Source organism: Ginsengibacter hankyongi (assembly GCF_008710285.1).
In the GTDB taxonomy this organism is placed as follows: Bacteria; Bacteroidota; Bacteroidia; order Chitinophagales; family Chitinophagaceae; genus Ginsengibacter; species Ginsengibacter hankyongi.
This window is the reverse complement of record NZ_VYQF01000011.1, coordinates 118,636-132,832: the sequence shown is the minus strand read 5'-3', so window position 1 is coordinate 132,832 and position 14,197 is coordinate 118,636. Positions and strand designations below refer to the sequence as shown.

At 38.5% G+C, this 14,197-nt stretch carries 16 protein-coding genes; 13 read left to right on the top strand and 3 right to left on the bottom strand.

All coding sequences use genetic code 11. The features are described 5' to 3' along the window. The first annotated feature begins 363 nt into the window (after positions 1-363). The 4 genes from FW778_RS21025 (at position 364) to FW778_RS21015 (ending at position 2,478) form a co-directional block, all read left to right on the top strand. Complete coding sequence (locus FW778_RS21025) at positions 364-969, top strand: outer membrane beta-barrel protein (protein ID WP_150416862.1); 606 nt, start codon at positions 364-366, stop codon at positions 967-969. A 240-nt stretch (positions 970-1,209) separates the two neighbouring features. Then, positions 1,210-1,911 carry a hypothetical protein gene (locus FW778_RS21020; RefSeq protein WP_150416861.1) on the top strand — a complete coding sequence of 234 codons (702 nt, stop codon included), beginning with the start codon at positions 1,210-1,212 and terminating at the stop codon, positions 1,909-1,911. 139 nt (positions 1,912-2,050) lie between these two features. Then, positions 2,051-2,212 carry a hypothetical protein gene (locus FW778_RS23310; protein WP_202552412.1) on the top strand — a complete coding sequence of 54 codons (162 nt, stop codon included), beginning with the start codon at positions 2,051-2,053 and terminating at the stop codon, positions 2,210-2,212. Further along, positions 2,182-2,478, top strand: a complete 297-nt coding sequence (locus FW778_RS21015; RefSeq protein ID WP_150416860.1) for a hypothetical protein — start codon at positions 2,182-2,184, stop codon at positions 2,476-2,478. Before FW778_RS23310 ends, FW778_RS21015 begins: the two co-directional genes overlap by 31 nt. 122 nt (positions 2,479-2,600) lie before the next feature. Here FW778_RS21015 and FW778_RS21010 read toward each other — a convergent pair whose 3' ends face one another. Next, the gene (locus tag FW778_RS21010) at positions 2,601-2,804 is read right to left on the bottom strand and encodes a hypothetical protein (protein ID WP_150416859.1); all 204 of its coding nucleotides are present in this window, start codon (positions 2,802-2,804) and stop codon (positions 2,601-2,603) included. On the opposite strand from FW778_RS21010, the gene FW778_RS21005 reads away from it, so the two are divergent. The 3 genes from FW778_RS21005 to FW778_RS20995 all read left to right on the top strand — a co-directional run bounded on the left by FW778_RS21005 (position 2,799) and on the right by FW778_RS20995 (position 5,133). Beyond that, positions 2,799-4,157 (top strand): hypothetical protein, encoded by a 1,359-nt coding sequence (locus tag FW778_RS21005; protein ID WP_150416858.1) that lies wholly within the window; start codon positions 2,799-2,801, stop codon positions 4,155-4,157. The genes FW778_RS21010 and FW778_RS21005 overlap by 6 nt on opposite strands. Before the next feature lie 258 nt (positions 4,158-4,415). Beyond that, complete coding sequence (locus tag FW778_RS21000) at positions 4,416-4,781, top strand: VOC family protein (protein ID WP_150416857.1); 366 nt, start codon at positions 4,416-4,418, stop codon at positions 4,779-4,781. A gap of 49 nt (positions 4,782-4,830) precedes the next feature. Then, complete coding sequence (locus FW778_RS20995) at positions 4,831-5,133, top strand: hypothetical protein (protein WP_150416856.1); 303 nt, start codon at positions 4,831-4,833, stop codon at positions 5,131-5,133. Positions 5,134-5,183: 50 nt separating this feature from the next. Here FW778_RS20995 and FW778_RS20990 read toward each other — a convergent pair whose 3' ends face one another. Then, positions 5,184-5,456 (bottom strand): hypothetical protein, encoded by a 273-nt coding sequence (locus FW778_RS20990; protein WP_150416855.1) that lies wholly within the window; start codon positions 5,454-5,456, stop codon positions 5,184-5,186. Between the two features lie 29 nt (positions 5,457-5,485). On the opposite strand from FW778_RS20990, the gene FW778_RS20985 reads away from it, so the two are divergent. The 4 genes from FW778_RS20985 (at position 5,486) to FW778_RS20970 (ending at position 11,452) form a co-directional block, all read left to right on the top strand. Then, a complete protein-coding gene (locus FW778_RS20985) occupies positions 5,486-6,220 on the top strand; it encodes a hypothetical protein (RefSeq protein ID WP_150416854.1) in 735 nt (244 codons plus the stop codon). Positions 6,221-6,515: 295 nt separating this feature from the next. After that, a complete protein-coding gene (locus FW778_RS20980; protein WP_150416853.1) occupies positions 6,516-8,987 on the top strand; it encodes a carboxylesterase family protein in 2,472 nt (823 codons plus the stop codon). Positions 8,988-9,424: 437 nt separating this feature from the next. After that, positions 9,425-10,327, top strand: a complete 903-nt coding sequence (locus FW778_RS20975; RefSeq protein WP_150416852.1) for a hypothetical protein — start codon at positions 9,425-9,427, stop codon at positions 10,325-10,327. A gap of 408 nt (positions 10,328-10,735) precedes the next feature. After that, a complete protein-coding gene (locus FW778_RS20970; protein ID WP_150416851.1) occupies positions 10,736-11,452 on the top strand; it encodes a VIT1/CCC1 transporter family protein in 717 nt (238 codons plus the stop codon). 150 nt (positions 11,453-11,602) lie between these two features. Here FW778_RS20970 and FW778_RS20965 read toward each other — a convergent pair whose 3' ends face one another. Continuing rightward, positions 11,603-11,929 carry a VOC family protein gene (locus FW778_RS20965; protein ID WP_150416850.1) on the bottom strand — a complete coding sequence of 109 codons (327 nt, stop codon included), beginning with the start codon at positions 11,927-11,929 and terminating at the stop codon, positions 11,603-11,605. Positions 11,930-12,055: 126 nt separating this feature from the next. Between FW778_RS20965 and FW778_RS20960 the strand changes: the two genes are divergently transcribed. Together FW778_RS20960 and FW778_RS20955 are read left to right on the top strand one after the other, a co-directional pair. Then, entirely contained in the window at positions 12,056-13,021 is a 966-nt protein-coding gene (locus FW778_RS20960) for a GlxA family transcriptional regulator (protein WP_150416849.1), read from the top strand. A 466-nt stretch (positions 13,022-13,487) separates the two neighbouring features. Next, the gene (locus FW778_RS20955) at positions 13,488-13,964 is read left to right on the top strand and encodes a DinB family protein (RefSeq protein WP_150416848.1); all 477 of its coding nucleotides are present in this window, start codon (positions 13,488-13,490) and stop codon (positions 13,962-13,964) included. Positions 13,965-14,197 lie beyond the last annotated feature (233 nt).

Sequence of the window (14,197 nt, the reverse complement as noted above, 5' to 3'; positions counted from 1 at the left end):
TACTGTAGCGAATTTAATTTGACTACTTCCTTAACTGCCTCAACAGTTGTTTTAGGTTACATGGAGACTTGGCAATAGCTGGGGCTGACGTGCATTTCATCAGCTTTTTGTTCGCTATTAGACTGTAGTTCGGGCTGAAAATTCTCTATTGAGCTATGAATCATAATCTCAACTATTTGTTCGTTTACTGTACTTTTGTTCGGGCAGAAAATCATTGATTGCCCAGCCATCGCCAATACGTGGACGTTGTAGGCAACTTTGAAATGCTTATTGTAGTTAACAAAAGATTATCCATTAAGTTCTAAAAAGCATAGAAGTAAAAAATAGCTTTAAACTTCAAAAACCTATAAAACGATTGCCTGTATGAAAAAAATTTTACTTCTTATTTTTACTTTTTCCTCGATCTTATATTCATCTGCCCAAATCACTAAAAGCAATTGGTTAATAGGGGGAACAGGTCTTTTTAACTCGACCACTTATAATAGTACAACTGGGGCAGCTGGGCAAAGAGTAACCGATATTCAATTGTCGCCAAATATTGGTTATTTTCTTGTTGACAAATTTGCTACTGGTTTAAAACTTGGCTTTGGGAGTTCAAGATATAAGACAATTGGTCAAAACAGTTTGTCAAAACAAACAACTTATAGTTTAGGCCCATTCATAAGGTACTATTTTTTACGCGTGCGAAAACAGTTCAATTTGCTTGTAGATGCGAGTTATCAATATGGAATAGAACGTGGTGGTGGTTCTTCCGCTCCTGATGGACAACCGTTAGTATTTTCAATTACACAATACACAAAAAATACATTTTCTATTGCAGCTGGACCTGTTATATATTTTAATCCAAGTGTTGGCTTAGAGTTTTTAATTGGATATTCTTCTTCAAAATATGTGCAGCATGAGGGAAATAATAATACGGTTCAAGTTGGACTTGGTTTACAGGTTCATCTTAAAAAGCACAAGAAATGATGCATGAAGAATATCCTTACAACATTGGTATTTTTCTGCCGTCGCTGGTGTTCCTGAAAAAGTGGCCGCCCGCATAAAGCCATACACGCCGCCGTTGTTGTGTGTTTGTAATGCTTTAAACTTGGAGACAAGGAAAACTAACGGGGGCTGGAAAAATAACTGAAATTTCCAGGACGAGGCTTTGAAGTCGATTAAATATGGATTAGTTTATTATCTTCAGTAAACATATAAAAACAAGCCATGTTGAAAATTTACCGCAACACTTCCATCTTCATCTTTCTTGTCATCATTGGAGTTCAATGGGGATTTTATAAAAATTATACCAGCGAATTCCCGAATTTCATAGGCAAAACAAATATCATCCACATCCATGGAGCCTTGTTGATGTCGTGGTTGGTTTTGCTGATCGTTCAGCCATTACTTATTAAAACAGGAAGGACACAACTTCACCGAACTATCGGCAAAGTATCTTATGTGCTGGGACCACTTATTATCATATTCCTGTTCCTGATAGGCAAGGGGTCCTACTGGCGGGCAATTGGAAAAGTTCCTGAGCATGATATATTGAGAGACATGGTGCTGGATTCAAGAGGCCTTATCTCATTCGCCATTTTTTGGGCACTGGCTATGCTCTACCGAAAAGATGCTGCCTCGCACATGCGGTATATGATTGCCACCGGTATATTGGCTATCGGGCCGGGAGTTGGCCGTGGACTCATCAACAGTTTTGGCCTTGGCATTGGGACTGCCCTCACAGTAACTGATCTGATCGCCCTGGCAATTGTTGGTTTTTTACTGGGCTATGATATTTATAAGAAGAAAAACTACAAACCATTCCTGGTAGTGTTTATAGTCTTTTTGATTGGAGCATTTCTATGGCAGGTAAGAGATAGTGATACCTGGCAGTCATTTGCAAAGAGCTACGCCTCGATGTTCTATTGATATCAGGAAAGAATAGGAATTTTTTTCTGCAGTCGCTGGCGTTCCTGAAAAAGTAGCCGCCCGCATAAAGCCATACACGCCGCCGTTGTTGTGGCAAATTCAGGAAGGCTACGAGAGAGATGCTGTTTAAAGAAATTTTATGAAGTTCGTATCGCAGACTATCCAAAGAGATTTGCAAAAAAATCATCCCAAAGTTTTAGAAAGGTTTTATGTAGGAGCAAAAGACAGAAAGTATCAATTCCGGGAACGAAATCCTTTAAGTATCGACTTATGGACAAAGGAAGTGTTTATGCAAAATTGAATACGTTCATTACAACCCTACAACAGCAGGCTTATGCTTATATCCGGAAGATTATAAATATTCATCGGCAAAGTTTTATGCCATCGGCGAAGATGAGTTCGGATTTCAAACGCATTGGATGGAACAGTATAATGATGGCATGGGTTCAAACTGATGTTGGTGATGCCGGGCTACAAAACCATCAGCACGAACACACAACATCGGCGGCCTCTCTTAGTGTTTGTAATGCTTTAAATTTGGAGAGAAGGAAAACCAACGGTGGCTAGAAGCGGGTACCACCTCATCCGTTTCTTGGATGGGCACCATTAAAAATTTAATGCTTGTACCCGTAATAAACTTTAAAATTAGATCACTCATCCAAACGTTTTGGACGATCTTAATAAAAGCTTTACTTTAGTTTGGTATTTGCATTGACGCAACACAACAACCTGCCTGCCGGCAGGCAGGTACCAAAAACGAAGAAGGTGAATGTTGGTAATGAAGCAATTGTAAAAATGGGAGTTGCGTCTAATAGCGTAAATACAAACGTTGTATGCAATTGCGTTGGAGTCATTACTTTTATAATAGACAATTTTAAATAGATGTTATGCATCGAATCCTTCATTTTTATAAACTGCTTTTTTTAACAACTTTTCTTTTATCAAGCATTTTTTTAAGAGCACAACAGGACGACCTAACAAAATACAAAGCAGTTTCCTCATTAAATAAGTTGCCTGGTACGGTGGAAATATATTATCCGAATGGGTATAAACAAGAAGCTGTTTACACGCAAAAAATATTAGAAAAGGCTATGGCTTTTTATAAAGCTAATCTGAATATTGACATTCCGGTTTCAGCGACCTTATTCGGACCAAAAGAGTTTAACGAGTTTGCGATGGAAAAATGGGGAAGGCCGGGTATCTATAATCAATTTCTACCCTTTATGGCAGCTGGCCCACCAGCTGTTATGTGCCTGCCGGTTGCTTCAGGTAGTGCATTAGAAAATATGGTGCAAGCTGGAATCAAACAAGATAAAGATACCACCATCAGCCCCTGGGAAATATCAACCCGGCTCATAGCCTACGTTGGCATTCACGAATTAGGGCATGTAATTATGACTGAATTAGAAGTGCAACAAGAAGTTGGGTGGTACTCAGAATTTATGGCTAATTATATTGCGGGTGCATTCTTATATCAAATATCCGGAGATGCAAAAATAGATGATTCAAATAAAGAATCTGCGGGAGGCAGTCTTACACCAACAAATAAACATTTTGGCGGCATGTTTACGGGCTCAACCGATAATTATGTTTGGTGGCAAGCCAGCCTGCAAAAAAGAGTTGCTCAAATGTTCCCAGAGCCAGGCATCTCTTTCCTCTATCAACTGGCAAACCTTCGTAACAGCCAACAATACTTCGATGACCTGGCGATATTGGTAGCAATGGAACAGATATCACCGGGATTTGTTACCTGGGCAAAAAATGAGGGACATATTAATGAGCTAGACGAGGGAAAAATAAAGAGTATTGAAAAAGAGATAAAAGACCAGGTAAATAAAGCGATAAAAAACAGGGAGAATTTATTTACCGCTGCTTATTCAAATAAATGGTCAATGGGTGACAGTATCAATTCTACTGTGGTAATGAATTTTTTAAATAAATGGGAAAATAATTCAATGGATACTTCTTTTTTTTCAGACTGGGCATACTATAAATATAACTGGGAAACAAAGGATAGCATTTTGAAGAAATTAAAAGTGGAACGCTCCAGGTTTGCAAAATGGAAAATCAGCATTAGCTCAATTGTTTCTTTAAAAAGTACAGACAGGAATGAGAATTGGGTTACCGTATATGGCAGCGTAAACAAGAAAGATGTAAAGGGCATCAACTCTTTAACCAATTTTACCCAATGGTATAAAATAGAAAAGGATTTAAAGATTTCATTTTTTAAAGAGTTTGACCAATAACGGCATACCGCAGGCGGTTGGCAATATGGCGGGGCGACGAATATATTGTCAACTTTTTTCAGGACGGGTCAGTTCGCTAATCAGCTTCGGTTCCAGCCGACGAATAACGCCGAGCAATAGAATAAACAATGAACTTTTATTTATAAATTTAGCTGCGGTTACGGGCTGACGATTTTCAAATGCCGCCACATCGCCAAGCCCTGAACGTTTGGTGTAATGCTGCTTCGATGTTCAAAAGCAAGTTTAAATAAACAAACTATGAAGTTTACAAAACTGGTTCCTAATATTTTTTTTGAAGATATAAATGACGGACTTAAACTTTTTGTTGATTGCCTGGAATTCACTATCGGCTACAACGACCTTGACTCCAAAAATCCATGTTGTGTGGTTCAAAAAGATACGTTGTCAGTTTTCTTATTTCAAAATAAAGAATATGCTGACAAAGACAGACCTGAAATAAGGCTGCATACCGACGATATAGAAGATGTTTATGGTAAGATTTCACAGACACACCCTCATTTCCTGCATCCAAACTTGAATACAATAACAATTCGACCATGGGGAGCAAAAGAATTTGCTTTAAGGGATAACACAAACGTATGTGTTATTATACAACAATGGTGACAAACTGATTGTACTTTGACCTTTGGCAAAACAACACTACAAAAAAGGCATGACTGATACAAATCCCGACCATACCAACAAGAAAAGTAAAATGGACTTCTTCAATTTTTTATTGGAAGTTTTTGGATGGATTAGGATAGTTGCATCGCCATTTCTAATAGGAGCTTTAATTGGCTTGGGTGTTTATGTTTCAAAGCCTGACACAACTAGACTTATTCTAGCTATCATTATTGCAAGCATTGGCCTCTTAACCGGTATAATTTGGGCGACAAAAGTTTGGAGAAAGGGAAGTACGATGGATTACACCGCAATGACTTCCCATGACTTTGACAAATACGATAAAGAAGAATAATGACAGCATACAAAAACCGTGTCCTATGTACCTAAATTCTACTGAGATAGTTAATATGGTAGAAAGTGTTTATTATTTTTCTTTTGAAAGAGAAAGCTGCAAAAAGATTTAAAACCTTTTCCCTTCTCACAATTTTTGCCCGCTTTTCCACACGCCCACATCATCCACTCGTGAGAGCCGCCGTTTGGGTTTCCAGACCAACGGCCCAACTCTTTGTATTTAAACCAGCCTGGCGGATGGCAGGTTTGGCAACGGTTACGGGCAGACGAAATTTTATTTTCCGGCAGCCTAAAGGTTTTGCGGTTGGCTGCAATAAATTTCATACTTTTAAATTACCGATAAAGGTACCATTATGCTGAAACTAACTATCATTACCCTTGCATTAAGTCTTGCCTGTACAACGGGGGTAGCACAAAAGAACACTTATATAGGAATTGAAGGAGCTGCGAACAATGATGTTTATGACATTATTGATAACGGCCCGGCTTTAAAGAAAGTTCCTCTTATTACCGGCTATTTTGGTTTAAACATTCGACAAGATATTAGCTCAACAGTGTTTTTGGAAACAGGATTGCTGAGGAAATATTATGATGAAGGCATAGGTTTCAAAGGCACATCTTCTTACACGGAAGGCAATGCAATTAACGCCTGGCTTATTCCATTAAGATTGGGTATAAGACTTAAACTATTAAACCTCCGGAAACAAAAGCTATACTTTGTGCCCGTTATCGGGTATGTGTTAGGCATAAATTCAGACTATGGCTATGGTGATGGCGGCGAGGGCGGCAGCGAGACAATGGTGCATGACACAATTTCGTATAATGTTTATTCTAAGCTAAGCCTCAGGCGCACGTTTCCACTGTTACAAACGGGTATGGGTGTTGAATTTCTTCTTCTTCGTACTGTATTAATTTCGGTAAACGCTAATTACTATACGGGATTTAAAAATTTAATAGAGCAAAATATTGAGTACACTCGCAATTCTGTTTCCAATACGGCAAAAGGACTTAGTAAAGGTGAAATCATGAGTTTTGGACTTTCGGCCAAATACCCCATAAGCCATATATGGAGGAAACATACAAGATAATTGCGGCAATGAACTTTTAATTATAAACCAGCCTGGCGGATGGCAGGTTTGGCAACGGCTACGGACAGACGAAATTTTATTTTCCAGACTGGCGCAGGTCGCCCGACCTGCGACTGCTAAGTGACGCTCTTGCACAGGCCAGGAGACCTTCGCCAGGGCGGGATTGATAAAAAGCTATTTCTCTTAATGATTTCTTTTAAAAGAAGAGAAGTGAGACAGGTATGAAAAAGTCATTTAATTTGTTTGCCTCATATTTGTGATTAAAAAACAAATTCGAATTGTTAAATCATTTCCTATGAAAGAACTTAGATATTCGCTTGTAATTGCTCTTGTTTTCTCCACTTCGCATTTATTTTCGCAAGACACGATTTATTTTAAAAAAGGCTTAATGATAAGTGCGCCTGCTCATTATGGGCGTGAAGCTATTGTTACGGACGAGCTGGCTTACCGCCTTTATACCAATGAGCTCAAAAGGCCGGTTGAGGGTGAGTTTTTTGGCAAAGATGAGGATGGAAAAGACATAAGCTGGCAACCTCTTGTTGCTGACAGTCTCAACAGGCTAAGGCCACTAACGAGGCCTGATAGACGCAGGCGGCGCTTTGGCGGAGACTATATTTATCTCACCTACAATTCTGATAAAAAACAACCCGCCTTGTTGCATGTAAAGGGTAATAGTTTCCTGTTCTTAAATGGCGAACTTCATACAGGCGATCCGTACAGTTCGGGCTGGCTATATATTCCGGTGCAACTGAAAAAGGGTTTGAATGAACTCTTCATACGCGGCTATTTTCAAACGACTGCCAGCCTGATTTTTCCAAAGAAACAGGTTTCAATAAATACTGAAGATGCAACGCTTCCGTTTGTAGTTTTAACCCACAATAATAATTTGCTGCATGGTGCCATTGTAGTTTTAAATACGTCCGGCAAAGAGCTAAAAAACCTGCAAATAAAAAGTAACATAGAAGGCAGGGAACTAATTACTCCTTTGCCCGCCATACCATCTTTAGCATCAAGAAAGATAAGTTTTGATTTTGATGCAGGCGACGTTTCAAAAAAAGATACATACAATTGCAACTTAACATTGCTTGATAAAGGCAAAGTAATCGATCAAAAAATAATAAGTATCGAAGCTGTAGATCCTTCAGACCATTATAGCGAAACCTTTACCAGTGATATAGATGGAAGCCTTCAATATTATGCAGTAACGCCTCAATCAACTCCTCATGATAATGCTGCTTTGTTCTTATCAGTTCATGGCGCTGGTGTTGAGGCGATAGGACAAGCAAGGGCCTATCATTCTAAAGATTGGGGAACTTTAGTTGCAGCAACCAATCGGCGTCCACGCGGTTTTAACTGGGAAGATTGGGGAAGATTAGATGCACTGGAAGTACTAAATATTGCAAAAAAAGAATTTCATCCGGATCCTCAACATATCTATCTTACCGGTCATTCAATGGGCGGACATGGAACCTGGTTTTTAGGAGCTACCTATCCGGATAAATGGGCTGCTATCGGTGCTTGCTCGGGTTATCCTACATTAAAAGAGTATGGCTCGGCGGATGGCCTTGTTCCTGACAGCAGCAAATCACTTATAGAACAAGTGCTCCTGCGGGCAGGTAACCAGAGTGATGTAATTAAGCTGGCTCATAACTACAAAGCTTTTGGGGTTTATATTTTACATGGCGATTCAGACAAGGTGGTACCTGTAAAATATGCCAGGCAAATGAGAAAAGTGCTTGGAGATTTCCAGGCAGATTTTAGTTATTATGAATATCCCGGCGGAGAACATTGGTTTGGCAACCAAAGTGTTGATTGGAAACCTCTTTTTGATTTTTTTAAATGGCACTCATTGCCCGTGGATACTGCAGTTAATTCGATAGATTTTACTACTGCAAGCCCGGGAATTTCTGCAAACTATCATTGGGTTTCCATTCAGCAACAAATTCACCCCTTAGAATTGAGCCATATTCAATTATTAAGAAATAAATTAAAGAACAATATATCAGGAGCCACTGAAAATATTCATTTATTAAAAATGGCGCTTAATGATTTCAACGCCGGGAGTGATGTGAATTTTGAGCTTGATAATAGTTCACTCCATTATAAAACGGTTAGTAACGATGATACTATTTTTCTTTTGCACAAAAATAATCAATGGTCTTTTGCGGATAGGCCTTCCAGTTATGCAAAGAATCCGCAGCGATATGGAACTTTTAAAGAAGCCTTTAATCATAAAATGATCTTTGTATATGGAACCAGTGGCAACAAACAGGAAAACGAATGGAATTACAATAAGGCAACATATGATGCGGAAACCTGGTATTATCGCGGTAATGGCGCAGTGGCTATTATTCCGGATAAAGAATATTCTATCGAGAAATACGCCGGAAGAAATGTAATTATTTATGGGAATGCCAGTTCAAATTCGGCATGGAAAAGTCTGCTGGCCGATTGCCCCATAACGGTAACGCGTAGTGGTATTAAAGTAGGTGACAAAACCTTTACCGGTGATGACCTTGGAGCCTATTTTGTATGGCCGATGAAAAATTTGCCATCAAATTCTATAGGCGTAATAGCCGGTACAGGCATCAATGGAATGAATGCGGCAAACCCAAACCAATACTTTGCAGGCGCCAGTGGTTTCCCTGACTTTATGATCTTTAGGTTAGGTATGTTGCAATCAGGCGCAAATCGTGTGGAGATGGCTGGGTTCTTTGATAATAATTGGAAACTTGCGCCTGAAGAAATGGTGAGCAATACAAATTAACAGCGGAATGGGATTTCTTCTTTTTAATTAAGTCCGCTATATCACCGCTAACCAATATTTCCGCAACATCTAAACAAGGCATAGCCGTACAAATTTCTAAAGGAAAAGTTACAGACAGAACAGGGCTTACAGCAAAAGGAGCAAAAGGAAACATTGTTGAAAATTGAACAGTACATCTTTGTGAACAAAGTAGCACGAACGCATAACAAGGGGCTTGCCAAAATGGGGGGCAAACGGAAGCTATGTTTCAACTTTTCATTTTCAATTTAGCTTCATATCCAGATTGACGTTATTAAGTTAGCTATGTGCAAATCATCAACTTTTATTTATAAATTTAGCTTCAGTTAGCCGGCTGGACGAATTTCAATTTCCCCCACTTTGGCAAGCCCTGACTGTCGTGCGATTGAGCATTTTATTAACTTAACCAACAAAAATAAATGGCAGACAATACAAACGAAGAACATTTAGATAATTCAGCAAACACTCAATCGGAAAATACATCTGACGAAGTTACTCCTGCTACTAAAAGAGAAATTACTAATTCAAATCAAGAAAATGCAAATATGGAAGTACATAAACATCCACACAATGTAACACACAAAAAGGAATGGGGCGAATATTTACTTGAATTTATCATGCTTTTTCTGGCAGTGTTTCTTGGCTTTCTCGCAGAAAATTACAGAGAGCATCAAGTGGAAAAAGAAAGAGGAAGGCAATACATTGAATCGTTTTATGAAGATTTGCAAACAGATACTGCCAGAATTTCTTTTTATACAAATTTTGATGAAATCAAAATTCGATCTTTGGATAATCTATCCAGTTGCTACAATACGATTACTCAAAATGATAAAGAAGCATCTTGCCTTCTTGACATAATTAAAAATACCTCAATAAACAGACCGTTTAAAAAAACGGAACGTACCCTAAATCAATTGTTTAATGCAGGAGGTTTTCGGCTTTTGCCAAAAGAAGATGCCGACAGTATCATAATGTATCAAAAAGAGTACGACAATTTTCAAGACTTCCAATTAACGGTATTCCAGGATGCTCAAAACAATATTAGAAACACTTTTGACATGCTTATAAATTTCAATGCAAACAATCAGATGTTTAAGCCGAAAGAAGGAAATTTGATTACTTCATTCAATAGCGATGATGTTACAGCCCCCATTTTATTTACTGATGATAAAGCTTTATTAAATAAGTATTTCAATGAGCTAAAACTTTATTATAGGGTAACTTATAACCATAAAAAAATGTTACTTAACCTGAAAGACAACCAAATACGCTTACTTCACTATTTTGAAAATAAATATCATTTCGAAAAAGACCATAATTAAGCACGAGCGCACAACATTGTTATTGCCAATAGCGGGGCTGGACATTAGAGCAGTCAGCAGCGGTTATTCTTACTGTCTCAGCGGGGTTTCCCACTAACAAGTCTTCTAAAATAAATCAGTTTCGGGGAACTCCCACTTAGCGCCAGGTTGCAATAGCGTAAGCGTCTCGCTTGTGCTTATTTATTATACATTTCGTGTATGTTTAACCGTTAAGTACCTATCGAATGAATAATTTCATTTAATGCCTGTACCATAATAAACTTTAAAAATTAAATCACTCATCCAAACGTTTTGGATCAATAATGGACTTTTATTTTTAAATTTAGCAAAGGTTACGGGCCGCACCACGAAATGCTGCATATAGCCAAACTGATAACCGATACGTGTAATTTAAAATGAACCAGTAAAATGATTAAAAAAACTGAATCGTTAGACAATTATTTAGCAAGTCATTACATACACAGGAGTAATTGGCTCAGGGCAGCAGTTCTCGGTGCAAATGACGGAATTCTATCAACAGCAAGCCTTGCAATTGGTGTGGCTGCCGCAACTAACGGACGGGCACCTATTATATTAGCAACATTAGCAGGGCTGGTGGCAGGTGCTTTGTCGATGGCGGCTGGAGAATACGTTTCGGTAAGTTCCCAAACAGATGTAGAAAGAGCCGACATTGAACGAGAAAAAAAAGAATTGAAGGATATGCCCGAAATAGAATTACAACGGTTAGCAGAAATTTATGAGAAAAGAGGCTTGCAGAAAGCCACCGCTTTAACAGTGGCAAAGGAATTAACCATACATGATGCATTAGGATCGCATACCCGGGATGAATTAGGAATAAACGAAATTAGCCAGGCTAAACCAATTCAAGCTGCATTTGCGTCGGGTGCATCTTTTTCTGTAGGAGGAATATTGCCGCTTTTAGTAACACTGTTTCTGCCTTTAAAACACATGGAGTATACGCTGTACGGGTTTGCACTTTTCTTTCTAATAATCTTAGGGGTAGTGGCAGCAAAAACCGGCGGGTCAAGCGTGGGAAAAGCAATTCTTAGAATTACATTTTGGGGAACCGTGGCCATGGGGCTAACGGCTTTAGTAGGATATTTATTCAATACTAACGTACCGTAAATACACACAACAAACGGCCCGGCAATATGGTGGAGCGGCTACCGATTTTCAAATACCACCAAATTGCCGGGCCGAAAGCTATCAATTCCCAGTCAATGCACCTGCCGTTAACAGCATGAAGCTGCCGACCAAAAACAATACTAACATTTACTATTTTTGATGAAGGCACAGACTGTTACCATCCAGGTCTTTCAGCCACGCAAACTTTCCCCAGGGCGTATCATCAATTTTCTCCACGTGGATGCCTTTTGCCTCTAAATCTTTCGATTCTTTTTCTATATTATCTGTTTCGCAAATAATACCTTGAAAACCGGCAAGAGACAAGCTCGTGTCGCTACCGGGCAGGCGCATTTGTATCCATGTTTCACCGTGTTGGTCTGGTGCTTCCACAACGATTTCAAAACCGAGTTTCAAATAAAACTCTTTTGCTTTTTGTCTATCCTTTACAGGAAGCATAATAATTTCTACTGATTTCATTTTTTTGTTTTTTAGAATTACGAATTGTTTTCATGCAAAGCTACCTGTGCAATCCAACAGTAACATCCGGCGGATACGACAATATTACCCGTTGATTGCGACAACATACTGCTTTACATTTGCCATATGAAACATGTATCCATCCTGCCGCTATACGATGCAACACTTTCGAGCATTGACAGCAGTTATCAACTTTTCTCACGGGTCAACGACTTTATGAAATACCAGGGCAAACCACCATTCTACACTGTGGAATTAGTGGGCACACAAAAGAAAACAAAACTCAACAACGGGCTTTACCATATTCATGCTGATAAGAATATAAATGAAATTGTAAAAACAGATGTAATAGTGATTCCCTTATTATGCGGCGATTTTGCAAAGGCAATTTCAAAAAATAAAAAATACATTGACTGGATAAAACATCAATACCACAACAACGCCGAGATTGTGTGCCTCTGTGTTGGTTCATTTTTTCTTGCATCAACGGGACTGTTGAACGATAAAAAGTGTGCTGTGCACTGGGCTGTAAAAAACGAGTTTAAAAAGATGTTCCCCGGCATAAAAATTACTGACGATACGATTATTACTGATGAAAAAGGAATTTATACTTGTGGTGGCGGGTTTTCGTATTTGAACCTGCTGCTCTACATTTTTGAGAAACACCTCGGCAGGGAAATATCAGTACTTGCATCAAAAATGTTTGAAATTGATATTGAAAGAAAAAGTCAAAATCCGTTTGTGATTTTTATAGGGCAAAAGCAACACGGAGACGAAGTGGTTTTGAAAGCCCAGGAATTTATAGAAAACAACCCGACAGCAACCTTTACGGTTGATGGAATCTGCGACAAGTTCAGCATTGGACGAAGGACGTTTGAACGAAGATTTAAAAACAACACGAGCAACTCAGTGGTGGAATACATACAAAGAGTGAAGGTTGAGTTCGCAAAAAAACGCCTGGAGACCGGACGAAAGACCGTAAACGAAATTATTTACGAAACAGGCTACAATGATATTGATGCGTTTAGAAAGGTATTCAAAAAATTTACTGACTTATCGCCACTTGACTATCGTAAAAAATTTGCTGTATAACATTAAAGGGGGTCACTCTGAACAAACGTTATGGGATGCACCAGCTATCAGTAGCAGCTTAAGGCAGGCTTTCATTATCGGGCATTGGTACTATCTTCATAAATTAGTTTTTCGTGGGGACTAACGTTGTGGGGTGAACGAAGTAACCCCGTATCGGTGTAGATTGTTTAGCTATCAAATGAATAATTTCATTTAATGCCTGTACCCGTAGTGAATTTTAAAAATTAAATCACTCATCCAAACGTTTTGGATGAGCTCATTAAAAGTTTTACTTTAGACTGGTAGTTGCATTGGCGCGCCCCGACAATTGGAAAAACAAAACAAATATTAAATGAAATTAATGATTTGTATAAAATTGGAGTATCGTGTAATACATAAATACAAACGGTAGCGGTTATTTCAAACGAAAAAAGCTTGTGATGACTACTTTACTGCATAATATCAAAACCTTAATCGAAAAAAATTAATGAACGCAATTGAGCAACAGGTTTTAGAAACCTGGTTTATCAATCACAGAACTAATTTAAAATTATTGGATAATTTAACAGAAGAATCCCTGACATTATCAACATCAAACCGTGGTGGTGGTAATGTTGGTTATCAGTTGGCTCATATTTACAATGTTAGATTCTGGAAACTCGAAAAACTTAACAAAGAACTTGTAAAAGATTTGACAACCATAAAAGCTGAGGACACCAAAACTATTGCTATGCTTAAAGATTGTCATACCCTTTCTGCCGACTTAGTAGCAGAAGTGTTGAAAAGAGGAATTGAAAACGGCGGAAATGTAAAAGGCAATAAACGTGGACTTGTTCCATTATTAGGTTATTTTATCCATCACGAGGCACATCATCGAGGAAATATTTTGCTAACTTTAAAACTGTGTGGTTTCAAACTTACAGACGAACTAAAATACGGAATTTGGGAATGGAACAAAATCTAAGAACACCAGCCGCTAAAAAGGTATCCTATGTACCTAAATTCCCACTTAGCGCCAGGTTGCAATGGCGTAAGCATCTTGCTTGTGCTTCCTTATTATACATTTCGTGTATGTTTAACCGTTATGGTAACTATCAAATGAATAATTTCATTTAATGCTTGTGCCCGTAATTAACTTTAAAAATTAAATCACTCATCCAAACGTAGCCGCGGGGTAAAGCGAAAACGATTAAATAA

What these genes read in the sequence shown, in the direction of transcription:
- FW778_RS21025 (WP_150416862.1), top strand. Translation starts at nt 364, where the DNA reads ATGAAAAAAATTTTACTTCTTATTTTTACTTTTTCCTCGATCTTATAT.
- FW778_RS21020 (WP_150416861.1), top strand. Translation starts at nt 1,210, where the DNA reads ATGTTGAAAATTTACCGCAACACTTCCATCTTCATCTTTCTTGTCATC.
- FW778_RS23310 (WP_202552412.1), top strand. Translation starts at nt 2,051, where the DNA reads ATGAAGTTCGTATCGCAGACTATCCAAAGAGATTTGCAAAAAAATCAT.
- FW778_RS21015 (WP_150416860.1), top strand. Translation starts at nt 2,182, where the DNA reads ATGGACAAAGGAAGTGTTTATGCAAAATTGAATACGTTCATTACAACC.
- FW778_RS21005 (WP_150416858.1), top strand. Translation starts at nt 2,799, where the DNA reads ATGCATCGAATCCTTCATTTTTATAAACTGCTTTTTTTAACAACTTTT.
- FW778_RS21010 (WP_150416859.1), bottom strand. Translation starts at nt 2,804, where the DNA reads ATGCATAACATCTATTTAAAATTGTCTATTATAAAAGTAATGACTCCA.
- FW778_RS21000 (WP_150416857.1), top strand. Translation starts at nt 4,416, where the DNA reads ATGAAGTTTACAAAACTGGTTCCTAATATTTTTTTTGAAGATATAAAT.
- FW778_RS20995 (WP_150416856.1), top strand. Translation starts at nt 4,831, where the DNA reads ATGACTGATACAAATCCCGACCATACCAACAAGAAAAGTAAAATGGAC.
- FW778_RS20990 (WP_150416855.1), bottom strand. Translation starts at nt 5,456, where the DNA reads ATGAAATTTATTGCAGCCAACCGCAAAACCTTTAGGCTGCCGGAAAAT.
- FW778_RS20985 (WP_150416854.1), top strand. Translation starts at nt 5,486, where the DNA reads ATGCTGAAACTAACTATCATTACCCTTGCATTAAGTCTTGCCTGTACA.
- FW778_RS20980 (WP_150416853.1), top strand. Translation starts at nt 6,516, where the DNA reads ATGAAAGAACTTAGATATTCGCTTGTAATTGCTCTTGTTTTCTCCACT.
- FW778_RS20975 (WP_150416852.1), top strand. Translation starts at nt 9,425, where the DNA reads ATGGCAGACAATACAAACGAAGAACATTTAGATAATTCAGCAAACACT.
- FW778_RS20970 (WP_150416851.1), top strand. Translation starts at nt 10,736, where the DNA reads ATGATTAAAAAAACTGAATCGTTAGACAATTATTTAGCAAGTCATTAC.
- FW778_RS20965 (WP_150416850.1), bottom strand. Translation starts at nt 11,929, where the DNA reads ATGAAATCAGTAGAAATTATTATGCTTCCTGTAAAGGATAGACAAAAA.
- FW778_RS20960 (WP_150416849.1), top strand. Translation starts at nt 12,056, where the DNA reads ATGAAACATGTATCCATCCTGCCGCTATACGATGCAACACTTTCGAGC.
- FW778_RS20955 (WP_150416848.1), top strand. Translation starts at nt 13,488, where the DNA reads ATGAACGCAATTGAGCAACAGGTTTTAGAAACCTGGTTTATCAATCAC.